Origin of the sequence: Novosphingobium sp. ZW T3_23, from assembly GCF_044987305.1 — a bacterium.
Taxonomy (GTDB): domain Bacteria; phylum Pseudomonadota; class Alphaproteobacteria; order Sphingomonadales; family Sphingomonadaceae; genus Novosphingobium.
On the sequence record NZ_JBJDRF010000007.1, the window covers coordinates 111,112 to 131,470 of the forward strand.

The 20,359-nt window shown below is 63.6% G+C and carries 27 protein-coding genes, 1 tRNA gene and 2 pseudogenes; 10 read left to right on the plus strand and 20 right to left on the minus strand.

Annotated features, from left to right (window positions below; all coding sequences use genetic code 11):
- Positions 1–35: 35 nt before the first annotated feature.
- Positions 36–242: a hypothetical protein gene (locus ACI3K3_RS06655; protein ID WP_404912827.1), complete on the plus strand. Its 207-nt coding sequence runs from the start codon at positions 36–38 to the stop codon at positions 240–242.
- Between the two features lie 8 nt (positions 243–250).
- Here ACI3K3_RS06655 and ACI3K3_RS06660 read toward each other — a convergent pair whose 3' ends face one another.
- Genes ACI3K3_RS06660 through ACI3K3_RS06695 form a run of 8 tightly spaced genes read right to left on the minus strand, consistent with a single transcriptional unit; the run spans position 251 to position 3,319 of the window.
- Positions 251–493 carry a hypothetical protein gene (locus ACI3K3_RS06660; RefSeq protein ID WP_404912828.1) on the minus strand — a complete coding sequence of 81 codons (243 nt, stop codon included), beginning with the start codon at positions 491–493 and terminating at the stop codon, positions 251–253.
- Positions 490–654 (minus strand): hypothetical protein, encoded by a 165-nt coding sequence (locus ACI3K3_RS06665; protein WP_404912829.1) that lies wholly within the window; start codon positions 652–654, stop codon positions 490–492. The genes ACI3K3_RS06660 and ACI3K3_RS06665 overlap by 4 nt, the downstream gene beginning before the upstream one ends.
- Before the next feature lie 7 nt (positions 655–661).
- Positions 662–883 (minus strand): hypothetical protein, encoded by a 222-nt coding sequence (locus ACI3K3_RS06670; RefSeq protein WP_404912830.1) that lies wholly within the window; start codon positions 881–883, stop codon positions 662–664.
- Positions 876–1,190 (minus strand): hypothetical protein, encoded by a 315-nt coding sequence (locus ACI3K3_RS06675; RefSeq protein ID WP_404912831.1) that lies wholly within the window; start codon positions 1,188–1,190, stop codon positions 876–878. Before ACI3K3_RS06675 ends, ACI3K3_RS06670 begins: the two co-directional genes overlap by 8 nt.
- Positions 1,187–1,576, minus strand: coding sequence for a hypothetical protein (locus ACI3K3_RS06680; protein WP_404912832.1), 390 nt, complete (start codon positions 1,574–1,576; stop codon positions 1,187–1,189). Before ACI3K3_RS06680 ends, ACI3K3_RS06675 begins: the two co-directional genes overlap by 4 nt.
- A complete protein-coding gene (locus tag ACI3K3_RS06685; protein WP_404912833.1) occupies positions 1,573–1,977 on the minus strand; it encodes a hypothetical protein in 405 nt (134 codons plus the stop codon). Before ACI3K3_RS06685 ends, ACI3K3_RS06680 begins: the two co-directional genes overlap by 4 nt.
- Positions 1,974–2,747: a hypothetical protein gene (locus ACI3K3_RS06690; RefSeq protein WP_404912834.1), complete on the minus strand. Its 774-nt coding sequence runs from the start codon at positions 2,745–2,747 to the stop codon at positions 1,974–1,976. Before ACI3K3_RS06690 ends, ACI3K3_RS06685 begins: the two co-directional genes overlap by 4 nt.
- Positions 2,744–3,319, minus strand: coding sequence for a hypothetical protein (locus ACI3K3_RS06695; protein WP_404912835.1), 576 nt, complete (start codon positions 3,317–3,319; stop codon positions 2,744–2,746). Before ACI3K3_RS06695 ends, ACI3K3_RS06690 begins: the two co-directional genes overlap by 4 nt.
- A gap of 157 nt (positions 3,320–3,476) precedes the next feature.
- Between ACI3K3_RS06695 and serS the strand changes: the two genes are divergently transcribed.
- From serS to ACI3K3_RS06715, 4 genes are read left to right on the plus strand one after another with little or no spacing between them, the layout of a single operon-like run.
- Positions 3,477–4,757, plus strand: a complete 1,281-nt coding sequence (gene serS, locus ACI3K3_RS06700; protein WP_404912836.1) for a serine--tRNA ligase — start codon at positions 3,477–3,479, stop codon at positions 4,755–4,757.
- Positions 4,757–5,521 carry a 5'/3'-nucleotidase SurE gene (gene surE / locus ACI3K3_RS06705; protein ID WP_404912837.1) on the plus strand — a complete coding sequence of 255 codons (765 nt, stop codon included), beginning with the start codon at positions 4,757–4,759 and terminating at the stop codon, positions 5,519–5,521. The genes serS and surE overlap by 1 nt, the downstream gene beginning before the upstream one ends.
- Positions 5,518–6,645 carry a LysM peptidoglycan-binding domain-containing protein gene (locus tag ACI3K3_RS06710; protein WP_404912838.1) on the plus strand — a complete coding sequence of 376 codons (1,128 nt, stop codon included), beginning with the start codon at positions 5,518–5,520 and terminating at the stop codon, positions 6,643–6,645. Before surE ends, ACI3K3_RS06710 begins: the two co-directional genes overlap by 4 nt.
- Before the next feature lie 59 nt (positions 6,646–6,704).
- A complete protein-coding gene (locus ACI3K3_RS06715) occupies positions 6,705–7,784 on the plus strand; it encodes a potassium channel family protein (RefSeq protein ID WP_404912839.1) in 1,080 nt (359 codons plus the stop codon).
- Here ACI3K3_RS06715 and ACI3K3_RS06720 read toward each other — a convergent pair.
- The gene (locus ACI3K3_RS06720) at positions 7,776–8,168 is read right to left on the minus strand and encodes a DUF1761 domain-containing protein (RefSeq protein WP_404912840.1); all 393 of its coding nucleotides are present in this window, start codon (positions 8,166–8,168) and stop codon (positions 7,776–7,778) included. The genes ACI3K3_RS06715 and ACI3K3_RS06720 overlap by 9 nt on opposite strands.
- 173 nt (positions 8,169–8,341) lie before the next feature.
- On the opposite strand from ACI3K3_RS06720, the gene rimO reads away from it, so the two are divergent.
- The 3 genes from rimO to ACI3K3_RS06735 all read left to right on the plus strand — a co-directional run bounded on the left by rimO (position 8,342) and on the right by ACI3K3_RS06735 (position 11,619).
- On the plus strand, positions 8,342–9,724 hold the full coding sequence (gene rimO, locus ACI3K3_RS06725) for a 30S ribosomal protein S12 methylthiotransferase RimO (RefSeq protein ID WP_404912841.1): 1,383 nt from the start codon (positions 8,342–8,344) through the stop codon (positions 9,722–9,724).
- A gap of 556 nt (positions 9,725–10,280) precedes the next feature.
- Positions 10,281–11,042, plus strand: coding sequence for a competence/damage-inducible protein A (locus ACI3K3_RS06730; protein WP_404912842.1), 762 nt, complete (start codon positions 10,281–10,283; stop codon positions 11,040–11,042).
- A gap of 49 nt (positions 11,043–11,091) precedes the next feature.
- Complete coding sequence (locus tag ACI3K3_RS06735; RefSeq protein ID WP_404912843.1) at positions 11,092–11,619, plus strand: hypothetical protein; 528 nt, start codon at positions 11,092–11,094, stop codon at positions 11,617–11,619.
- A gap of 26 nt (positions 11,620–11,645) precedes the next feature.
- On the opposite strand, the gene ACI3K3_RS06740 is transcribed toward ACI3K3_RS06735, so the two are convergent.
- The 3 genes from ACI3K3_RS06740 to rplK all read right to left on the minus strand — a co-directional run bounded on the left by ACI3K3_RS06740 (position 11,646) and on the right by rplK (position 13,809).
- Entirely contained in the window at positions 11,646–12,494 is an 849-nt protein-coding gene (locus ACI3K3_RS06740; protein WP_404912844.1) for a TauD/TfdA dioxygenase family protein, read from the minus strand.
- Between the two features lie 177 nt (positions 12,495–12,671).
- Entirely contained in the window at positions 12,672–13,373 is a 702-nt protein-coding gene (rplA, locus tag ACI3K3_RS06745) for a 50S ribosomal protein L1 (protein ID WP_313435848.1), read from the minus strand.
- Between the two features lie 4 nt (positions 13,374–13,377).
- On the minus strand, positions 13,378–13,809 hold the full coding sequence (gene rplK / locus ACI3K3_RS06750; protein ID WP_021232774.1) for a 50S ribosomal protein L11: 432 nt from the start codon (positions 13,807–13,809) through the stop codon (positions 13,378–13,380).
- Between the two features lie 205 nt (positions 13,810–14,014).
- Here rplK and ACI3K3_RS06755 point away from each other — a divergent pair, with 205 nt between their 5' ends.
- Entirely contained in the window at positions 14,015–14,725 is a 711-nt protein-coding gene (locus tag ACI3K3_RS06755; protein ID WP_404912846.1) for a GNAT family N-acetyltransferase, read from the plus strand.
- Positions 14,726–14,760: 35 nt separating this feature from the next.
- Here the strand turns inward: ACI3K3_RS06755 and nusG are convergent, their stop codons facing one another.
- The 4 genes from nusG to ACI3K3_RS06775 form a co-directional block, all read right to left on the minus strand.
- The gene (gene nusG / locus ACI3K3_RS06760) at positions 14,761–15,297 is read right to left on the minus strand and encodes a transcription termination/antitermination protein NusG (protein ID WP_021232775.1); all 537 of its coding nucleotides are present in this window, start codon (positions 15,295–15,297) and stop codon (positions 14,761–14,763) included.
- A gap of 30 nt (positions 15,298–15,327) precedes the next feature.
- On the minus strand, positions 15,328–15,522 hold the full coding sequence (gene secE, locus ACI3K3_RS06765; RefSeq protein ID WP_086493495.1) for a preprotein translocase subunit SecE: 195 nt from the start codon (positions 15,520–15,522) through the stop codon (positions 15,328–15,330).
- A 208-nt stretch (positions 15,523–15,730) separates the two neighbouring features.
- Complete coding sequence (locus ACI3K3_RS06770; protein ID WP_404912847.1) at positions 15,731–17,260, minus strand: hypothetical protein; 1,530 nt, start codon at positions 17,258–17,260, stop codon at positions 15,731–15,733.
- 220 nt (positions 17,261–17,480) lie between these two features.
- Positions 17,481–17,556 (minus strand) — tRNA-Trp (locus ACI3K3_RS06775).
- 211 nt (positions 17,557–17,767) lie between these two features.
- Here ACI3K3_RS06775 and aat point away from each other — a divergent pair.
- Positions 17,768–18,601 carry a leucyl/phenylalanyl-tRNA--protein transferase gene (gene aat, locus ACI3K3_RS06780; RefSeq protein ID WP_404912849.1) on the plus strand — a complete coding sequence of 278 codons (834 nt, stop codon included), beginning with the start codon at positions 17,768–17,770 and terminating at the stop codon, positions 18,599–18,601.
- Positions 18,602–18,636: 35 nt separating this feature from the next.
- On the opposite strand, the pseudogene ACI3K3_RS06785 reads toward aat, so the two are convergent.
- The 4 genes and pseudogenes from ACI3K3_RS06785 to ACI3K3_RS06800 all read right to left on the minus strand — a co-directional run.
- Positions 18,637–18,936 (minus strand): annotated as a pseudogene (locus ACI3K3_RS06785) (DUF2155 domain-containing protein); the annotation flags it as partial.
- 144 nt (positions 18,937–19,080) lie between these two features.
- Entirely contained in the window at positions 19,081–19,488 is a 408-nt protein-coding gene (locus ACI3K3_RS06790) for an NADH:ubiquinone oxidoreductase subunit NDUFA12 (protein WP_313435836.1), read from the minus strand.
- Positions 19,489–19,527: 39 nt separating this feature from the next.
- Positions 19,528–20,049, minus strand: coding sequence for a DUF192 domain-containing protein (locus ACI3K3_RS06795; protein WP_404912850.1), 522 nt, complete (start codon positions 20,047–20,049; stop codon positions 19,528–19,530).
- 15 nt (positions 20,050–20,064) lie between these two features.
- Positions 20,065–20,359 (minus strand): annotated as a pseudogene (locus ACI3K3_RS06800) (hypothetical protein); the annotation flags it as partial.

Genomic DNA, 20,359 nt, shown 5'->3' on the forward strand with positions numbered 1-20,359 from the left:
CGGCTGACTGGGCGCAGGGAATCGAGGCGGCTCCAGTGCCGGACAACGCGCCGGGCCTGTCGGAATGGATCGGGAAGCCGCTGACCTCCGCCGTCGCAGCCGCCATTATCGCACCGTGGGCATCGGGCTACGTCGCTATGGACGGACAGCTTCAGAAGGCCAACGGGCGCACCAAAGATGCTATGGCGATCCAGAAGAACTGCGAGACGATGGTGAATGCGGCGCGGCCCGAGGTGAAGTAGGCCGCCGGTCAACCCTTCCGCATCTTCCCCACCAGATGCTTGATCCGATTCCGCGATGCATTGGCGTTCTGATCACGCCCGATCTGGTTTTCACCGAACAGCGATCGCCAGAACCATGTGAGGGTGTCGCGCTCTATCCCGAGCTCGGCAAGGTGCTTCACGGCGGCGCGGATATCATCGTTTGCCCCGCGCACTTCGAATGTTCTGTCAGCCGCTCGGTCGATGATAGCCAGCGCTTCGGCGGTGGTCACTCGTCCTCGCCGGCGCCTTCGCCCGCGATAACGTCGAGCATGCGGTTGAAGAACTCCAGCAGAGCGGCATCATCGCTGGGCCACCCCGTGAAGTTCGCACCCTTGAGCGCGCGCTCTACGTCATCCTCGGTGGCTTGGCGAAGGCGTTGAAGGTCGGTCATGGAAGCCTCACGAATCGGGAGCGGCGACCGTAGCAGGATTGTCCCGCTCCATCATTTGCAGCTTCATCCAGTTGATCTGGTCCTGAAGCTCGGTGACTTTGCGCCGAAGGTCATCGTTCTCGCTATCCTCGCAGTGGCAATCAGCCGCATCGCCATGCACGACCCGGTTCCAGCAGCCCGGAACGAGGAAGCGCATACCATCCTCGTAATGCCACCGGCAGCTAGCCATTACCCTCCCCCTCAACCAGGCACGCAGCACGGACCATCATCGCTATCAGATCATCCCACTGCTTGAGAGCGTCATCCGCATGACACCGCATGCAAGACCACGGCTGCTTGGTGCAGTCTCCAGAATGCTTGTTTGCGGAGATCTCTGCTTCAATCCATATGGGTACATCGCGATCTGGTGGCCCATTGTCTTGCCCCCGGTCAACAAAGCCTTCGTGCTCGTAAAGCAATTCGGCAAGTCGGACACGGGATAGTCCGGTCGCAGCCTCGACCTTCGCAGCCAGCGCGAGCAGGGTTTCTCTGGTCATGCGTCGCTTTCCTCTTTGAAAGAAATGTGATGCATCTTGCCGAACACCATGAAGCCGAGCGCGAACCTGTTGCCCAAGGTGAGCACGCCCCAGAACGTGACGGGATGCATGCGGTAACGCCGTCGGCCGAACAGAGAGGCCTGCTGGGTAGCGAGGGACAGCGGGGCAAGCGGCTTGCGGAGGCGCACCGACGGCCTGACGACCTCGATGATGAAGTACCAGGCCAGGATCGCGGCCGCCGCGCCGGCCAGCACCACCGGGATTGCGAGAACCCCGCTCAATGCGAGGGCCCATCGCGGCGCCTGATCCCAGAGCCATATCGAGCCCGCGCCAATTATGCAGGCAGCGATGACAAGTCCTATCGTCACGATGCGTAGCCAGTTCACGACGCGTTCTTCCCACGGTAGGCGGAAAGACCAGCCTTGCACTGGACACCGACGCAGCGGCGCAGATGGACGAGGTTGCCGTTGGTGCGCTCTACCTCGCCCTGGATTGTCTCCAGCGCCCGGCTCATGGCTTCGCATCGGCCGCGTAGGCGGGCTGCTTCCTCCTTGGCCGCGTGCAGTTCCGCCGTCAGCCGGGACACCTCCGATTGCTCGCCAGCGATCATGTCACGAGCACGGAGGATGTCGTAGTCGCTCACGGGGATAGTCTGGCCGCCTCGCTCACGCGCCAGCTTGATCGCCTCGCGCAGGACGTGCTCCGACACGCCGGGATGCTCGCGGGCACTGACCTGCATTTCCTCCCGCTCGACAAGATCGCTCTGGGTGGTCTCAGGCATGGTCATGCTGCTTCTCCGAAAAGATCTTGCTGGGCTGGCAGGCGGAGCGCCCGCAGTTCCGTGAAATCGGCGCAGGCGATCTCCACACTTGGCGAAGCACCGCGCCATTCCTTGCGGTAGAAATCGCAATCGATGCCGCATCCGGTCGTCAGTTCGATCCCGGTCGCTCTGTGGAACCTCTCGAACTTGTCGCTCTGGCGGCGGAGATAGTCTTGGCGCCCGCTGTATTCGAACGGGCAACTCATCTGCGGAATGATGAAGGCCCCGAAATCAGCGAGATCGCTTGCGATGTCGACGACTGCCAAATCGGCCTCCCCACGGTAGCGAGGGCCGGTGATTTTGCAGACAGTGCCAAAGGGCGGGTTGCCGATAGCTATGTCAAAGCGACCGAGGTCCGGCAGGGCGTCGGCACTTGCGACGATCCACTCTGCTTCAGGCACGATCTTTCGACCGACGGCGGCATAGTCCGGGTTGATCTCTACGCACACGACGCGATCGAAAGGTTCGAGCGTGTGGTGCCTCACCGCTGCATAGGAAAGGGCACCGATCCCGGCGCAGAGATCGATCAGCGTCTTGCATCCGCCAGTTTCGATTGCGAGGTCATAGGCAAGGCCGAGAGGCGTGAAGAATGCCGCAGCGGCGCTGTTGATATGACGGGCGCTCTCCATCCAGTTATTGATGACGAATTCGCGATCATCGAGGGATAGCGTGTCCTGCCGCAGAAGCTCTTCCGCCTGGGCGTGGGCTTTCGCCTGAGCTTTGGTCAGACGGCTCATACCGCCGCCTCCGAAACATCGATCGCGAAGACGGGGGATGCCGATTCCGCAGATGCCTGGCCGAGAAGCTGGTAATACCAGTGGCAAAGGCTGATCTCTGCCGGGGCAATGTCGTCCGGCCGGTGAAGGAACAGCTTCAGATCCCACTCTTCGCTGTCCAGCGCGAACCACAAAGAGCCCATCGAGAGAAGGGTCTTCTCGCTTGGCGGATGCGTGATGACGGCCTCGTGGATTTCGATCGTCTGAGTGGTTCGATCGATCTTGAATGCATCTGGCCGGAAGGGTTGCCCCCTTGGGGCATCCCACCAGCCCTCGCTCTCTGCGAGGTCGGCGATAGCAGGCCAGAACTGTTTCGTTTCAGCGCCGTGCATTTCAACTATCGCGTCGATCAGCTCGGCATGCTTTTGCTGTGATCGGGTCCTACGCTCATGCATGGAAAGCGCCCTCCGACAGAAGGCGGAACCCGCCCGTACAAAACCCCGTTTCGTACAAAGCCCGTACAGCGCGATTTTCAGCGGCTTGATTTTCCGAATGTGTTGAATTAGTTGGCGGAAATCGTCCCCGTCCTTCACACGGGTGGGGTCGCAGGTTCAATCCCTGCCGCGCCCACCATCCCTTTCCCGGGATGGCCATCCGGCGGATATTTTCCCCAAGATCGCCGCTCTCCGCCAGCCAAAACCGGCCTCTGGAATCTTGCGCCTCCGCGCCCGAGGCGGCATAGCGCGCGCCATGCACGATATCCGCCTGATCCGCGAGAATCCCGAAGGATTCGACGCCGGCCTCGCCCGCCGTGGGGCCCTCCCCGTGGCCGCTGACATCCTCGCCCTCGACGAGCAGCGCCGACATAACGAGAGTTTGGCCCAGGCCCAAAAGGCTGAACGTAACGGTATCGCTAAAGAGATCGGCGCGGCTAAGGCGGCGGGAAACAACGACCTCTACGAAGAACTCTTGCACAAGGCGAAACTCAGGGCGGACATTGGTGACGCTGCCGTGGAATTGGCAGTTCAGAAGAAGTCCGAATTAGACGCACTGCTGGCCGGCCTGCCGAACATTCCGGTCGCCGAAGTGCCGGAGGGCGCCGACGAGACCGAGAACCTCGAAGTCGCCAAGTGGGGCACGCCCGGCACTTTCGCGTTCGAACCCAAGGAACACGCCGACCTCGGCCCCGCGCTCGGCCTCGATTTCGAGACCGGCGCGAAGATTTCCGGCGCGCGCTTCACGTTCCTGAAAGGCCAGATGGCCCGCCTGCACCGCGCGCTCGCGCAGTTCATGCTCGACACGCAGACCGCCACCAACGGCTACATGGAATGTATCGTGCCGCTGCTGGTAAAGGACGAGGCCGTGTTCGGCACCGGCCAGCTTCCCAAGTTCGCGGAAGACCTGTTCAGGACCACCGATGGCCGCTGGCTGATCCCCACCGCCGAAGTCTCGCTCACCAACGCGGTGCAGGACGAGATCGTCGACCTGGAGGCCCTGCCCCTGCGCATGACCGCGCTCACGCCCTGCTTCCGCTCGGAAGCGGGTTCCGCCGGCCGCGACACGCGCGGGTTCATCCGCCAGCACCAGTTCGAGAAAGTCGAACTCGTCACCGTCTGCCGGCCCGACCAGTCGGAAGCCGAGCACGAAAGGATGGTCGCCGCCGCCGAATCGATCCTCCAGGCGCTGGAGCTGCCCTATCGCAAGGTGCTGCTCTGCTCGGGCGACATGGGCTTCACGGCGAACAAGACCTTCGACCTCGAAGTCTGGCTGCCCGGCCAGGACGCCTACCGCGAGATCAGCTCGGTCTCTAACTGCGGCGACTTCCAGGCCCGCCGCATGAACGCGCGCTTCAAGCCGGAAGGTTCGAAGAAGACCGAGTTCCTGCACACCCTCAATGGGTCGGGCCTCGCCGTCGGCCGCACGCTCGTCGCCGTGCTGGAGAACTACCAGCAGGAAGACGGCTCGGTCCTGGTGCCCGAGGCGCTCAAGCCGTGGATGGGTGGAATCGATAAGCTGGAGCCCTGCTTCTGATGCGTATCCTGCTCACCAACGACGACGGCATCAACGCCCCCGGCCTCTACGTGCTGGAGAAGATCGCCGCGCAGCTTTCGGACGACATCTGGATCTGCGCGCCGAGCGAGGAACAGTCGGGCGCGGGGCACTCGCTGACGCTGACCCGTCCGGTGCGGATGCGCGAGCATGCGCCCAAGCGCTTCTCGGTGACCGGCACGCCCACCGATTCGGTGACGATGGGCCTCAGGAAGGCCCTCCCCGGCCCGCCCGACCTGATCCTTTCCGGCGTCAATCGCGGCGCCAACCTGGGCGATGACGTGACCTATTCGGGCACCGTTTCGGCCGCCATGGAAGGTGCGCTGGCGGGCATCCGCTCGATCGCGCTCAGCCAGGTCTATTCCGGCGAAGGCCTGGGCAACAACGTCAGCTTCTCCGCCGCCGAGGAATGGGGCGCCAAGGTGCTCAAGCCCCTGATCGACGCACCTTTCGCGCCGCGCACGCTGATCAACGTGAACTTCCCGCCGCTCGCCGGAGCGGACGTGAAGGGCATCCGCGTCGTCCGGCAGGGCTTTCACGACTATGCACGCGGCTCGGTGGTCGAAGGCATGGACCCGCGCGGCTTCCCCTATTTCTGGTTCGGCCTCCACGGGATCGAGCACACGCTTGGCCACAACACCGATCTGGAAGCGATTGCCGAGGGCTACATCGCAGTGACGCCGCTCCAGCTAGACCTCACCCACGACGCCTCGCTGGCCCAGATCGCGAGCCGCTACGAGGCATGATGCGAAAGTTCCCGTTTCTGCTGGCGGCGCTTGCGTTGCCGGCGCTTGCCTTGCCCGTGATGCCGCTCGCCGCCGCGCCGGGCGGCGAGGCCGCGCATGTCGTCGAAGCGGGGGAAACGCTGAACGGCATCGCCAACCGCGCGGGAGTCTCGCCCGAAGCGCTGGCCAAAGCGAACGGCCTGAAGCCGCCTTATGTGGTCAAACTTGGCCAGAAGCTGACGATTCCCCGAGCCAATGCAACGGCAGCCAAGAATAAGCCGACCAAGGCTCCCGCCAAGGAAATCGATCCCGCCGCTCCGGCGAAACGAGCCGCCGCCGCTGCCAACTCGACCGCGAAGGCCGCCATTGCCGCCGCCAAATCGCCGGAACAAGCCAACTCGCCGGAAGAAGAGAGCATCCACGTCGTCCAGCCCGGCGAGACGCTGGGCAGTATCGCCCTTGCCGCCAAAGTGCCGCGCATACTCATTGCCGAAGCCAACGGGTTGCAGCCGCCTTACGCCGTGCGCCTGGGTCAGAAGCTGCATATCCCCCGCACCCGCCGTCACACGGTGAAAGCGGGCGATTCGGGCTTCTCGATCTCCTACAAGTATGGGGTGCCCTGGGAGCAGATCGCCCTGGCCAACGGCCTCGACGAAGGCGCGCCGGTCAAGGCCGGTCAATCGCTGCTGATCCCGACGCTGCTCGATCCACCCGCCACACGCGTGGACGCACCCGCACCGACGCCCACCCCTTCCGCCGCAAGCAAGCCCGCCCGCTTCGCCTGGCCGGTGAACGGCCCCATCCGGCGCGGTTTCCAGACCGGCGCCAACCCTCACGACGGCATCGACATCACCGCCGCCGAGGGCACGATGGTCCGCGCCGCCGCGCAGGGCACGGTGCGCTTCGCAGGGATGGAAAAGGAGCAGTTCGGCAATCTCGTCGTGGTCGACCACGGCGAAGGATGGTTCACGGCCTACGCTTTCCTCAGCCGCGTTACCGTGAAGGAAGGCGCAAAGGTTTCCGCCGGGGAGCGCGTCGGCCTCGTCGGCCATACCGGCCTCGCCAAGGGCAACGAACTGCACTTCGAAGTGCGCCGGGACGGAAAGCCGGTCGATCCGCTCGCCGACCTGCCCAGGGCGCGATAAGGGTCTGTTTGGAAAACGCTCTTGCGGGCGTTTTCCAAACAAGGTCTAACTCGGCGGGCATGTCGAAGAGGCGCTCCTCGCACCACCTGTTCCGCCGCCCCGCAATCAAGCCCCTGCGCCGCGCGCTGGCGGTTCCGGTCTGGGCCGACGTCGCACTGCGTCTGGGCGGCGCGTTCCTGCTGATCTTCATCGTCATCATGGTCCACTGGAGCGACCGCGCGGGCCTCAACGACGTTCACGACGGGCAGGTCAGCTTCCTGGATGTCGTCTACTTCACGATGATCTCGATCACCACGACCGGCTTCGGCGACATCGCCCCGGTCAGCGACCGCGCGCGGCTGATAGAAGCGGTGCTGGTCACCCCGATCAGACTTGCCGTCATCACCATCTTCGTGGGCACCGCCTACAACTTCATCATCAAGCGCAGCTGGGAGACATGGCGCATGAAGCGCATCCAGGAGAGGCTGGAAGACCACATCGTTGTGCTCGGCTTCGGCGTCAGCGGTTCGGAAGCGGCGAAGGAACTTGTCGAGCGCGGCACCGATCCGGCCTGCATCGTGGTCGTCGATCCCGTGCAGGCGCGCCTTTCCCAGGCCGAGAAGATGGGCTGCAACGTGCTCCAGGGCGATGCCACCCGCGACGAGGTGCAGAACGCGGTGCGCGTGGGCACAGCGCGCACGATCCTCGTTTCGGCCGGACGAGACGACACATCGGTCCTGATCGTGCTGACCGCCCGGCATCTGGCGCCGAAGACGCCGATCACCGTCGTAATCCGGGCCGATGACAACGAATTGCTGGCACGTCAGGCGGGGGCCAACAACGTCATCAATCCCGTCCGCTTCACCGGGCTCCTCTTGGCCGGTTCCGCCGAAGGACAGCATGTGGCGGACTATTTCTCCGACCTCGCCTCGGTGGCGGGCCGCGTCCAGCTGGTGGAGCGGCCCGTCGAGCTTTCCGAAATCGGCCACCCGCTCGACCGGCTCGTCACTGGCGGCAAGGGTCTCAGGATCTACCGCGGCGAACGGACGATCGGCTTCTGGGAAGACGAGGCGAACGTTCTGAAGGCCGGCGACGTCGTCGTCGAAATTCTGCCGACGACCACGAAAGACCGGCCCCAGCCCGGCGAGGAATCAGCCTAGCAGCCAGAACACCGCGCCCATGGCCAGATAGGCGACCAGCCAGAACAGGCAGTCCATGACCCGGCGAATCGGCTCGGCACGGTAGCGCACATGGGTGAGCCAGATCGCGGGCAGCACGAAGGCGATCGCGACCCCGCCGGTCTGCATGAAATAGAGCCAGGGCTTAACGGCCAGAGTCTCGGCACCGATCCGCGCGAAACTGTGGCCCAGCATCACCGAGCTGATCAGGAACACGAAGCAGACGAGGCCGTAATTGCTCGCCCGCGTGGACTTGCCGGGCGAAAGGCTGCGTCCGTCCTGAAACGGCGGCCCGTTCCAGACGATCCCTAGAACGACGGCCAGCGCCGCTGCAAGAAATACCGCCAGCCAGTTCACCGGACCCATCTCCACGCTCCTTATTCAAATGGCCATTTTCCAACAGGTTCTTCCTTGCGCAGGGTCTTCCCCAAGGTGCAAGGGCGCTAACGGTATGCGAGGCGGATAGATGCGAATCATTTTCAGATGATTCGTTTTTCGTGACTCTCGGTCGCAATGCGCGTATCGGGCGCGCCATCCCTATGGCTATCGAAATCCCCTCTCCGCCCAAGGTCGGCATGGTCAGCCTCGGCTGCCCCAAGGCGCTTGTCGACTCCGAACGCATCCTCACCCGCCTGCGCGCCGACGGCTATACGATGAGCCCGGACTACGCCGGGGCCGATGTCGTGCTCGTCAACACTTGCGGTTTCCTCGATTCCGCGAAGGAAGAAAGCCTCGCCGCGATCGGTGAAGCCATTGCCGAAAACGGCCGCGTGATCGTCACCGGCTGCATGGGCAACGAGGCCGACGTGATTCGCGCACGCTTCCCGGATGTGCTGGCCGTTACCGGCGCGCATCAGTACGAAGCCGTGGTGGAGGCTGTCCATGAGGCTGCCCCGCCCGAGCTGTCGCCCTATGTCGATTTGATCCCGCAGGCCTACGACGAGGCAGGCGTGAAGCTGACGCCGCGCCACTACGGCTATCTGAAGATCTCGGAAGGCTGCAACCACGCTTGCTCCTTCTGCATCATCCCCAGCCTGCGCGGCAAACTCGCAAGCCGCCGCATCGATGCGGTGCTGCGCGAGGCGGAAAAGCTGGTCCAGGCCGGTACGCGCGAACTGCTGGTCATCAGCCAGGACACTTCGGCCTACGGCGTGGATGTGCGGCACGAGACCCGCATGTGGAAGGACCACGAAGTCCGCACCCACATGACCGATCTCGCCCGCGAACTGGGCGGCCTGAGCGATTCGCAGGGCCGCAAGCCTTGGGTGCGGCTGCACTACGTCTACCCCTATCCCCATGTCGACGCGGTGATCCCGCTCATGGCGGAAGGGCTGATCACGCCCTATCTCGACATTCCGTTCCAGCATGCCGCGCCTTCGGTGCTCAAGTCGATGAAGCGTCCCGCCAATGAGGCGAAGGTGCTCGACCGCCTGCGCAAGTGGCGCGAGATCTGTCCCGATATCGCTATCCGTTCCAGCTTCGTGGTGGGCTTCCCCGGCGAAACCGAGGCGGACTTCCAGTATCTGCTCGACTGGCTGGACGAAGCGCAACTCGATCGCGTCGGCGCTTTCCGATTCGAGCCGGTTGAGGGCGCCAGCGCCAACGACCTGCCCGGTGCCGTGCCGGAAGAGGTGAAGGAAGAGCGCTACGCCCGCATCATGGAGAAGACCGCTGCGATCAGCGCCGCCAAGCTCCAGGCCAAGGTCGGCCGCATCCTGCCGGTCATCATTGATGAAGTGGGCGAGCCGGATGAGGATGGCGACATCGGCGCAACCGGCCGATCGCAGGCCGACGCTCCCGAAATCGACGGCAACGTCTTCCTGCGGGGCGCCGGCAGCGACCTGCAAGTGGGTGATATCGTTGACGTTCTCATTGAGGATGCCGACGAACATGACCTTTATGGCGCCGTGACCTTAGGCTGATCAGAATCCGGAGAGGCAATCACGCGATTGCGCGTCTTGCAACGTTGCCCAATCTTTTCGCATTTGCGGCGAATCGGTGAAAGACGCATATCGAAGAGGCCTTTCAGGCATCCTCTCCCAAAAACTTTTCATGGGCTGGTCTTCGGACCGGCCCTTTTTTTGTTGGAAAATTGGAGGAGAGCGGCAGAGCAACGTTCCTTGTCGGTCGCATTCCAGTCGCCCAGACCGAGAACGCCGAATGCGCAGTTACCGATCTGTCGGGTGGAATAGACTCACCGGATGCAAATTCGGAAAGTTGGGCAAGCCGGTGAAATCGAGGTTTTCCAACGCTCCAGCGATCAGGTGCACGAAACGCAATTACAGCAAAGTTTTTCGCATTTGCAGCAAAACCTTTCCGCGAGCATAAGGATCGGGCCTTTCAGGCATCCTCTCCCAAAAAACTTCCAAAAGGGCTGGTCTTCGGACCGGCCCATTTTTTTTGGCGTGAGGATGGCCTCGCGGCAACCATTTGAAGGCGCGACTGGCGGTACGGTCCCGTTTGTCCTAGCCATGCGCCATGGCCGACTCCTCGCGAATCTACACCGCCGCCCTCCTCGTCATCGGTGACGAGATCCTCTCCGGTCGCACGCACGACAAAAACATCGCGCAAGTCGCGTCCTGGCTTCAGGTTCAAGGCATCCGCCTCAAGGAAGTTCGCGTGGTGGCCGATGAGACCGCCGCGATCGTGGAGGCCGTGAACACGCTGCGGGTCCGTAACGACTATCTGTTCACGACGGGCGGGATTGGCCCTACCCACGACGACATCACCGTGGATGCCATTGCCGAGGCGCTTGGCGTACCGGTCATCGTCCATCCCGAAGCCCGCGCCATTCTGGAAACCTATTACGAGACGCGTGGCGGCCTGACCGAGGCCCGCTTGCGCATGGCGCGTACGCCTGAAGGTGCCGGACTGATTCCCAATCGCTATACAGGCGCTCCGGGTATCCGTTGTGGGAACGTTTTCATCATGGCCGGCGTGCCCAGCATCACCGCCGGCATGCTCGATGCGCTGTCCGGCCAGCTTGACGGCGGCGCGCGGTTGCTCTCCGAAACGATCGGCTGCTGGGTCGGCGAAAGCGAAGTGTCCGAGCTGCTGCGCCAGACAGAAAAGGCGCACGAAACCTGCCAGATAGGCTCCTACCCGTTCTGGGCGGAAGGCAAAACCGGTGCCAATTTCGTAATCAGGTCCGTCAGCGCGGGGGATCTCGCAGCCTGTACGCGGGCTCTCGTGCTTGGGCTGGAGGCCATGGGCCGTCCGGCGGTGCCCGGCGGCATTTGACGCATTGCCTCTCAATGCGCTTCCCCTCCGAATTGCCGCTGTGTTCGCGATGATGGGCTCCCCCATCTCCGCCACGAGCCCGGCACCGCCGACTCTCGACGCGTTCGAGGCCGTGCTTGGCCGTCACGACAGCGCTACGCTGGCGCTTGAGGAATGGTGCAGATCACGCGGTCTCGCAGCCTCTCCGCGCATTGCCGCAAAGCTTGTCGAAGGTCAGGAGCAGGCGCCAGCTGCGGAAATAGAAGAGGCGCTGAAGCTGACGCCGGACGAGCGGATCGTTATGCGCAACGTGCACCTGAGTTGTGGCGCCAGGGTGCTGTCGGTGGCGTGGAACTGGTATGTGCCGCAAAGGCTGACGCCGCAAATGAACGAGCAACTGCGAACGACGGATATCCCGTTCGGCAAGGCGGTCGCAGACGTCAAGTTTCGGCGCCGCACCCTGTCCACCGTGCCGGGACCGGCCTTCAACTGCCCCCTGGAGACCATTTCCACGCACAGAGCCATGCTCATGCTGCCTGATGGACGTCCACTGGCGTATCTTGTCGAGTGCTACACGGCAGCCAACCTCGCCCCCTGACGTGCGCCGGGGGACGAGGGTTCTCGTCAGGCCGCCACTGTCTCCGTCCCGGCAATCGAGGTGCGATGCATCATGCGCCCGGTCGACTTGTCATAGGGAACCGCCCGGTGCATCGCGCCGGTGTTGTCCCAGATCACGAAATCGCCCTTGGTCCACTTGTGCCGCAAGGAAAACGCCGGTTGCGCAGCCCATTCCTGCAACCGGATCAACATCGCGCGCCCTGCCGGAACTTCCATGCCGACGATGTGATCGGCCGTGGTTCCGATCACCAGCGATTTGCGGCCCGAATCGTGCGTCCAGACCAGCGGATGCTCCTTGACCAGACCGATCCCCAGCACGCGCTCGCGATGCTTTTCGGGAATGGCGTCCGCGATCGGCGAAAGGCTGGCACGCACCGAATGCACGGCTTTCAGCCCCTCAAGCGCCTGCTTTTCCTCGTCGGGAAGGCCATCATAAGCGGCATATGTGCTGGCGAATTCGGTTTCGCCGCCAATGGCTGGCGCAATGCGGCAAGAAAGCAGCGTCGCGAAAGGCGGCGGCATGTCCACGGTGATGCCGTCCATATGCCAGAAGAACGTGCCCAGCACATATTCCGGCTGCGGATTGATCTTCTCGTCCAAGGTTACCTGATAGACGTCCTCGTCATTGCTCTGGACGTTGTTCCGCGCAGTCAGGCGCACCTTCTCGCCCATGGCGCCGGTGATCGCCAGCTGTTCGGCATCGGTAAGATTCAGCTCGGGGAAGACGACCACGGTGCGCTCTTCCACCTTGGCCCGGATCGCGCGCGCTGCCTCGGGCGTGAAGATGTCCGAACGGTCGTCCCATACGACGCGTGAACCGATGTGTTCCTTGATGTCCTCGAATCGGATGGCCATGGCGGCACACTCTCCAGCTTTATCGTTTTGAACAGTTGTTCAGCACGAAATACACCCGCCGGCGATCGGGCGCAAGGCGAAGGCGCGCGGCCAGGGATCGCCACAACGAAAAAGGGCCGGAGGTTTCCCCCCGGCCCTTCTAACCGTTTCGCGTAATCCCTAAGGATCAGGTGCCAATCAGGCGCCGGCGATTTCGGTCGTGTCGATCTTCAGGCCGGGGCCCATCGACGACGACAGCGAGATCTTGCGAACGTACTTGCCCTTCGAGCCCGAGGGCTTGGCCTTGACGATCGCATCGACGAACGCGTTGAAGTTGGTCAGCAGGTCGGCGTCCGAGAACGACATCTTGCCGATGCCGGCGTGGATGATGCCCTGCTTTTCGACGCGGAACTCGATCTGGCCGCCCTTGGCGTCCTTCACGGCCTGCGTGACGTTCGGGGTCACGGTGCCCAGCTTCGGGTTCGGCATCAGGCCCTTCGGACCCAGCAGCTTACCGAGACGGCCGACGACGCCCATCATGTCCGGGGTGGCGATGACGCGGTCGTAGTCGAGGTTGCCGGCCTGCATGTCGTCCATGAGGTCTTCCGCACCGACCTTGTCGGCGCCGGCGGCGAGAGCTTCGGCAGCCTTGTCGCCCTTGGCGAACACGGCGACGCGAACGGTCTTGCCGGTACCGGCGGGAAGCGAGACCATGCCACGGACCATCTGGTCGGCGTGACGCGGGTCGACGCCCAGGTTCATCGCGACTTCGACGGTTTCGTCGAACTTGGTGGTCTTGACGTCGCGCAGGGTCTGCAGCGCGTCAGCGACCGGGTAGAGCTTCATGTTTTCGCCGAGCTTTTCGGTCAGCGACTTCTGCTTCTTGGTTACCTTAACCATGGAATCAGCCCTCCACCACTTCGAGGCCCATCGCGCGGGCCGAACCTTCGATGATCTTGGTGGCGGCATCAATGTCGTTGGCATTGAGGTCGGCCATCTTGACCTGCGCGATTTCGGCAAGCTGCGAGCGCTTGACGGTACCGGCGCTGATCTTGCCCGGCTCCTTCGAGCCCGACTTCAGGTTCACGGCCTTCTTGATGAGGAAGGTCGCCGGGGGGGTCTTGGTGACGAACGTGAAGCTGCGATCCGCATACACCGTGATGATGGTGGGGATCGGCATGCCCTTTTCGAGCTCCTGCGTGGCGGCATTGAACGCCTTGCAGAATTCCATGATGTTCACGCCGCGCTGACCCAGCGCAGGGCCGATTGGCGGGGACGGCGTAGCGCTGCCGGCCTTGACCTGCAACTTGATGTAACCTTCGATCTTCTTGGCCATGTGGCCGCTCCTTTCACACTTTCGCACCTGCCGGGCAGATGCTCATGTTTAGCGGTCTTACGGACGCCTGGGCATCCTCCCGCAGGGAATCGCACCGGCACGAAGCCGGTTACGAAGTGCGCGCCCCTAACCCAGATCGATCCAAAAGGAAAGGGCTGGATTCGTCCTTCCCTCGACGAGAGCGCGAGCCCATAGCGCGGGGGATATGGCAGACAACGAACTCGACAATCTCTTCTGGAACGCGCTTTGCGGAGAGCAAGCCGCCTTCTCCGTCGGCAACGACCGTGCACGACGCTTCCATCCCTCGATCGGCCCGCTGGCCGGCCTCCGCGATCTTTCAGCCGAAAGCCTCGGCATGTCTGGAGAACTGGTCCAGACGACCGGCCTGGCGGCGCTCGGACTCGTCGGCGTGAGCGAGGATATTGCCGTTCCCGGCACGGAAGTCCTGCGCGGCGCGGACGGCGTGCAGATGATCTTCAGCGGCGCCCCAGCCGCTCTGGAAGAGATCGAGCGCGCCGCCCATGATCCCCGCATCACCCCGCTCGGAGAGAGCGATTATCCGGAAATGCTGGAACTCGCGTTGCTCACCGAAACAGGCCCCTTTGCGGAACGGACCGGCGACCTCGGCCAGTTCTGGGGCGTGCGCGAGAACGATCGCCTGGTGGCCATGGCCGGCCAGCGGGTGCACACTGCGAGCCATGTGGAAGTCAGCGGGGTCTGCACCCATCCCGAAGGACGCGGCAAGGGCTATGCCGCCCTGCTCTCGCGGCGCGTGGCCGGGGCGATCCTCGCGACCGGTCGATGCCCCCTGCTCCACAGCTATGCCGACAACGAAACGGCGCTGGGACTCTACCGGAGGCTTGGCTTCGTCGAACGCGCTCGCGTTCGCTTCACATTATACGGTCCGCAGGGGTAAAACGAAAAAGGCCGGGCAATTGCCCGGCCTTTCGATCACTTGCTGAGTTCGACGTGCTCGAAGTCGAGTTCGACCGGCGTCGCGCGGCCGAAGATCGAGACGGCGACCTTGACCTTGTTCTTGTCGAAATCGAGTTCCTCGACGAGGCCGTTGAAGCTGGCGAACGGGCCGTCGAGCACCTTCACCGAATCGCCGATCTCGTAATCGATGCTCACGGTCTTGCGCGGAGCGGCGGCGGCGGCTTCGGCGGCGCCGAAGTAGCGGGCTGCCTCGCTCTCGCTGATCGCCTGCGGCTTGCCGCTGGAGCCCAGGAAGCCGGTGACCTTCGGGGTGTTCTTGACGAGGTGATAGACGTCGTCGTTCAGCGCAAGCTTCGCGAGCACGTAACCGGGCATGGTCTTGCGCTCAGTCTGGACCTTCTTGCCGCGCTTGACCTCTGTAATGGTCTCGTGCGGAACCTGAACGTCCTCGACGAGCTGCGAAAGGCCCATCCGCTCGGCTTCCGAGAGGATGGATTCCTTCACCTTGTTCTCGAAACCGGAATAGGCGTGGATGATGTACCAGCGGGCCATGGATCTCTCTTCGTAAGCTAGTTCAGGCGATCACAGCAGCGACAGGATCGAGCTGACGACCCAGCCGAACAGCGCATCGATGCCGAGGAAGAACACCGCGAGGAAAACCGTCATGATCCCCACGAAGATCGCCGTGGTCACCGTCTCCTGGCGCGAAGGCCAGTAGATCTTGGAGGTTTCCGTGCGCACCTGGCGGATGAATTCGCCGGGACTGGTCTTGGCCATGACTGTCGTTCTCGCGTCTCTTGCCTGCTGCCTGAGCAGAAAAATAAGTCTCGGCTTCCGGCTAGGGATCATCGCCGCCCCGGCCGGGGCCGGGAGGGGCAGATGCGATCCTCATGTCGGAAGGAACCGTGGACTTAGCCTCGGCCCGCTCCATTTGCAAGGTCTGCCGAGAGCGCTTTTAAGTGCCCCCGAGCCGACGGGTCGGCATTTAAGTGCCCGGCGCCGACGGATCAGCAAGACGCGCGAGGAACGAGTTCTCGCTGGAATAGAGAATCCGCGCGCCGTCGGGCAATGCCACCGGCTTGATCCGCCCGATGTACCAGAGATACTCGGCGTGACGCGCCGGCCCGAACTTGCGCAGGTCGATGTGCTGGCGCGGCGAATAGAGGATGCGCTGGCTGGGATCGGCGAAGCGATAGGACAGATCGCGCATCGACAGCATGTGCACGTCGGGCAAGGCGAAGTTCGAATTCTCCATCGCGCTGCGCCGAACCACGGCATAAGAGCCAAAATGCTCGAACGGCCCGAAGCGCCACTGGATCCGCGGGATCGCCACTGCCGTAGCCACGCGCGCGCCTTCCGGCACCTGGTCCAGCGCGGCGATCAACTGCCGCGCGGTCTGCGCGTCCTGATACCAGACCACCGTCGTCACTGCGGTGCGCGAGATAAACAGCGAGGCCGCCGCCACCACCATCCAGCGCCGGATCGGCAGGTCTATCGCCAGGCAGGCGACCATCAGCGCGGTCGTGCTCAGGCGGTAGTCGGCATAGTCGCCGCCGAAGATCTGGCGCGGGACGATCAGCGTCAGCACCAGCAGGATCAGCGCCGCCCAGCCGAAACGCCCGTCGATCCGCTTGCGCAGCAAGGCCCAGCCCAAAGCCAGCAGCACCAGATCCAGGCTGATGATGTCGAAATAGAAATCGAAGCTGCGCATCGCCTTGTAGAGGATGCCCCACTTGTATTCGAGCACGTAGCGCCCGTACGAAACCTTCGAGTTGGCGCCCATGCCCACCAGCATCGGCAGAAGCGGGAAGATCAGCGGCCACGGCTTCACGAAGGGGCGCCAGTCGAGCCAGCTGCGGCGACGGCTCCATTCGTAACCGAACAGCATCACGCCCATCACGCCCCAGCCCGAGACGTGGCAGAGCCAGACCACGAAGCTGATCGGCACCATCGCCGCCCAGCGCCAGGGCCTGTCCTCCAGTTTCACCCAGAGAGCGAAGGTGAATAACCCCAGAGCGATCGAGAGGGCGTAATTGAGGAAGCCCATCAAGAGAGAGGGCGACCAGATCATCGCGAAGGCGAGAATCGGCCCCGCGCCCAGCTTGCGGCCCAAAGAACGGCAGGCGGCCACGATCGACAGGCCGGTGAGGAAGGGAATCATCGCCACGATGATTCGGCCCGCCTGCTCCAGCCCGAAGATCGGTGCCATCGGCACCATCAGCAGTTCCACGCCGAGATTGCCGGTCCATTCCCAGTTGAACACGAAATAGCGCGTCAGATAGGGATCGGCACCGTGATCGAGCGCGACCTTGTATCCCGCCAGATGCGAGGGGTAATCCGTCATCTGCGGCGCCCAGGCGACCAGCGCGGGCAAGGCGGCGATGGCCGAAAGCACCACGCCCAGCACCAGCGCCTTGTCCTGCCCCAACAACAAGGCCAGGCGCTGCCACAGGGCGCGCCATCTGCCGTTGCTCAGTTCGATCTGTTCCGCCTGCGGTCGCGCGGTTCCGTGCATCAGCGCCTGTTTCTTTCTCGAGAAAGCCCCGAACGTTTCTGGTCCGGGCCGTCGACCAGGGTCGCGTGGATGCCCGATTCGCCAAACGCGGCTCTCTAAGCCCAATGCCGCGAATGACAAGGGAAGCACGGTACCGTGCTTCTCCGTTTATCGCAATTGCAGCACGGAACGCGAAACGCCCGCTTCCGATCAAATCGGCAGCGGGCGTTTCAGGAAATGCTGGCAGGAGTGCACGGACTCGAACCGTGGGCCCTCGGTTTTGGAGACCGATGCTCTACCAACTGAGCTACACTCCTGCGGGCGAGGGAGCCTCTAGAAGGAGACGAAGAGGATTACAAGAGGGTTACGGGCCGCGATGACAAGTTATTTGCCGCCCTTGCATTTTACCGGCCTGAAGCGACAGGTTATAGCCGAATTCGCAAGGCTTTCGGGAAACCGTACGAAGGTCTTGAGCGCCGGCCGTGCCGGCACGCCTCGCACTTCGGATCAGGATTTCACGGCAGCATCATGCACGCGCCCCGCACCCCTTCGATGATCGAGCCCGACCTGCTCATGCTGGCCTACCGCAGCGGAATCTTTCCGATGGCGGACAGCCGGGACGATCCGGAGATCTTCTGGATCGAACCTCGGCTGCGGGCGATTCTTCCGCTCGACGGCTTCCACCTGTCGCATTCGCTGGCAAGGACATTGCGGCGGGAGCGATATACGGTGACTTGCAACGCCGCCTTTGCCGACGTCATGGAAGCCTGCGCCGCCCCCCGCCCCACCGGTCGCGATGCCGACGAGGGGACGGGAAACGGCGACGAGAGCGGAAGCTGGATCAGCCATCGCATCCAGGCCAGCTACGAGAACCTCCACTTTCTCGGCCACGCGCACTCGCTCGAAGTCTGGCGCGACGAAGCGGACGGACATCGCGAACTGGTCGGCGGGCTGTATGGAGTCGGCTTCGAAAGGGTATTCTGCGGCGAGAGCATGTTCTCGCGGGCGACCGATTCGTCGAAGGTCGCGCTGGCCTATCTGGTGGCAGCGCTACGGCGAGGCGGGGTGACCTTGCTCGATTGCCAGTTCATGACCCCGCACCTCGCCTCCCTGGGCGCCGTGGAAATGCCGCAGAAGCGCTATCTGGCGCTCTTGCAACGGGCTCAGTCGGCGGGAGCGGGCTCGGAAGAAGCAGCGGGGGTTGGAGCCGGAGCCGGAACCGGGGATGGCGTTGCCGTCGGCGCCGGAGCGGCAGGCGCCGCACTGGCATTGCCCGAAGCCTTCGCCGCGCTCTTCGCTGAAGAAGGCAAGGCCTCCTCGCCCGGGAAGCTCATCGCGCAGTTCTTGACCCAAACATCATAGATCGGGTGCTCGACCACGTTCAGCGCTGGCGAATTCCTGAACAGCCAGCCCGAAAATACCTTGCGCCAGCCCAGCTTTTCGGCCGCGCTGCGGCGTTCCTCGACGAAGACCTGAACGAACGCGCCCTCTTCCTGCGGCTGCTCCCAGGGGAGCGATTTCTCGCAAGTGGCGACCTTGACCACGAGGTTGCCGATGCGGCGCGCCTCGCCCGGCTTCATCACCAGATCCTGGGTAAGGTTGTTGCGCTTGTTGAGGACGCCCAGAGTGACCACGCGGTCCTTGTTGGGCGTGCCGATCTGCTGCCCCTTGGCGGCCTGGGCAGGACCGGCCTGCATACCGGCGATCGCGTCGGGAACGCTGGTGTCCTGCACTTCGGGCGCAGGCTCACCCTTGCCGCAGCCGGCCAGGAGCGAGATCGCCAGGAGCGGCGCGAAAGCGGCGCTACGTCCGAAAAGGGCAAGCTTCACGAACGCTGCCCCTCAGGCTTCCGGGGACCAGGCCTCGTAGTCGCCGGTAGCGGCGGCACGCTTGCCGCCGCGCTCGAGCGCGCCTTGCGGGCGATAGGCCGTGACGGTGCCGGTAGCGTTGGGCGTATAGTCCACTTCCCAGATGCGGGGCGCCGCCAGATGGCTTTCCGGCACTTCGTCATAGGAGTGGTGCAGCCAGCCATGCCATTCGGAGGGCACGTTGCTGGCGTCGTTGGCGCCGGCGTAGATGACCCAGCGACGGTCCCATCCCTCGGTCGTGCGCTGCTTGGCGGACTTCGAGCGATAGTACTTGTTGCCCTGCGCGTCGGTGCCGACGTGTTCGCCGTTACGCGAACTCCAGAGCGAGGTGCCAATGGTGGCGCCGTCCCACCAGGTGAAGATCTTGGACAGGATTCCCATGAGCCGCGCGTTAGCGCCGTTCGTCGGGGATGCCAAGGGCTACATGCGATTCCCGGGTTCTTTCCACGAGACCTTGTCGCCCGGCGCGAGTCCGAGTTCCGCGGCCCGGCCGCCATTAAGCTCGAGAATGGCGACAACCGGGCCCGTGGAAGGCACCGGCGTTTCATCATAAGGGCGAGCATTCGCGCCGATATTCAGGATCCGCCGGTCCGGGCCGATGAAGATGATGTCTAGCGGGATCACCGTGTTACGCATCCAGAACGCGGCCGGAGCAGGCGCCTTCCTCGGGAAGATCATGCCTTCGTTCGCCGCCATTTCGGTACGGAACATCAGCCCCTTGGCCTGCTCCGCTTCGGTGCTGGCCACTTCCACGGCGAAATTGTGCGACTTGCCTCGCGATTCGACAGTCAGCGGGACGACGGGAAGGCCGGAAACGGAATGGCTCGAAACGGCGACCTCGGACACTGCCTCTGACACTGCGGCCCGATCCGCTTGAGCAACCGCGTCAGCGCCATCGGGAGAACATCCCGCCAGCATGGCCGGCACGAACAGCACGGCCATCGTCATCGTACGCATTCAGAAATCTCCTTCGGCCGATTGTGCCCATTGCTCCGCCGCGTCGACATCGTCGGCTTCCACGATCCGGCGCGCGATATCCAATCTGTGCCCGGCCCGCAGCATTGCCGCGATGTGCTTCTCCCGCAACGGCCGATCCGGAAGCTCGGATGCGAACGGACCCAGACGCCGCCGCCGTGCCAGCACCAACGCGGCGCTCCGCTCGGCCGCTTCGTCGGGGCGCACTTCCTCCCGCAGTTCCTCGGCCAGCCCGGCATGGCCGAGCGCCTCGCCGACGCGGCGCGCGCCGTAGCCA

Coding starts and splice junctions, on each gene's coding strand:
- ACI3K3_RS06665 (WP_404912829.1), bottom strand. CDS start 654: ATGACCGACCTTCAACGCCTTCGCCAAGCCACCGAGGATGACGTAGAG.
- ACI3K3_RS06670 (WP_404912830.1), bottom strand. CDS start 883: ATGGCTAGCTGCCGGTGGCATTACGAGGATGGTATGCGCTTCCTCGTT.
- ACI3K3_RS06675 (WP_404912831.1), bottom strand. CDS start 1,190: ATGACCAGAGAAACCCTGCTCGCGCTGGCTGCGAAGGTCGAGGCTGCG.
- ACI3K3_RS06685 (WP_404912833.1), bottom strand. CDS start 1,977: ATGACCATGCCTGAGACCACCCAGAGCGATCTTGTCGAGCGGGAGGAA.
- ACI3K3_RS06690 (WP_404912834.1), bottom strand. CDS start 2,747: ATGAGCCGTCTGACCAAAGCTCAGGCGAAAGCCCACGCCCAGGCGGAA.
- serS (WP_404912836.1), top strand. CDS start 3,477: ATGCACGATATCCGCCTGATCCGCGAGAATCCCGAAGGATTCGACGCC.
- surE (WP_404912837.1), top strand. CDS start 4,757: ATGCGTATCCTGCTCACCAACGACGACGGCATCAACGCCCCCGGCCTC.
- ACI3K3_RS06710 (WP_404912838.1), top strand. CDS start 5,518: ATGATGCGAAAGTTCCCGTTTCTGCTGGCGGCGCTTGCGTTGCCGGCG.
- ACI3K3_RS06715 (WP_404912839.1), top strand. CDS start 6,705: ATGTCGAAGAGGCGCTCCTCGCACCACCTGTTCCGCCGCCCCGCAATC.
- ACI3K3_RS06720 (WP_404912840.1), bottom strand. CDS start 8,168: ATGGGTCCGGTGAACTGGCTGGCGGTATTTCTTGCAGCGGCGCTGGCC.
- rimO (WP_404912841.1), top strand. CDS start 8,342: ATGGCTATCGAAATCCCCTCTCCGCCCAAGGTCGGCATGGTCAGCCTC.
- ACI3K3_RS06730 (WP_404912842.1), top strand. CDS start 10,281: ATGGCCGACTCCTCGCGAATCTACACCGCCGCCCTCCTCGTCATCGGT.
- ACI3K3_RS06735 (WP_404912843.1), top strand. CDS start 11,092: ATGATGGGCTCCCCCATCTCCGCCACGAGCCCGGCACCGCCGACTCTC.
- ACI3K3_RS06740 (WP_404912844.1), bottom strand. CDS start 12,494: ATGGCCATCCGATTCGAGGACATCAAGGAACACATCGGTTCACGCGTC.
- rplA (WP_313435848.1), bottom strand. CDS start 13,373: ATGGTTAAGGTAACCAAGAAGCAGAAGTCGCTGACCGAAAAGCTCGGC.
- rplK (WP_021232774.1), bottom strand. CDS start 13,809: ATGGCCAAGAAGATCGAAGGTTACATCAAGTTGCAGGTCAAGGCCGGC.
- ACI3K3_RS06755 (WP_404912846.1), top strand. CDS start 14,015: ATGGCAGACAACGAACTCGACAATCTCTTCTGGAACGCGCTTTGCGGA.
- nusG (WP_021232775.1), bottom strand. CDS start 15,297: ATGGCCCGCTGGTACATCATCCACGCCTATTCCGGTTTCGAGAACAAG.
- secE (WP_086493495.1), bottom strand. CDS start 15,522: ATGGCCAAGACCAGTCCCGGCGAATTCATCCGCCAGGTGCGCACGGAA.
- ACI3K3_RS06770 (WP_404912847.1), bottom strand. CDS start 17,260: ATGCACGGAACCGCGCGACCGCAGGCGGAACAGATCGAACTGAGCAAC.
- aat (WP_404912849.1), top strand. CDS start 17,768: ATGCACGCGCCCCGCACCCCTTCGATGATCGAGCCCGACCTGCTCATG.
- ACI3K3_RS06790 (WP_313435836.1), bottom strand. CDS start 19,488: ATGGGAATCCTGTCCAAGATCTTCACCTGGTGGGACGGCGCCACCATT.
- ACI3K3_RS06795 (WP_404912850.1), bottom strand. CDS start 20,049: ATGGCCGTGCTGTTCGTGCCGGCCATGCTGGCGGGATGTTCTCCCGAT.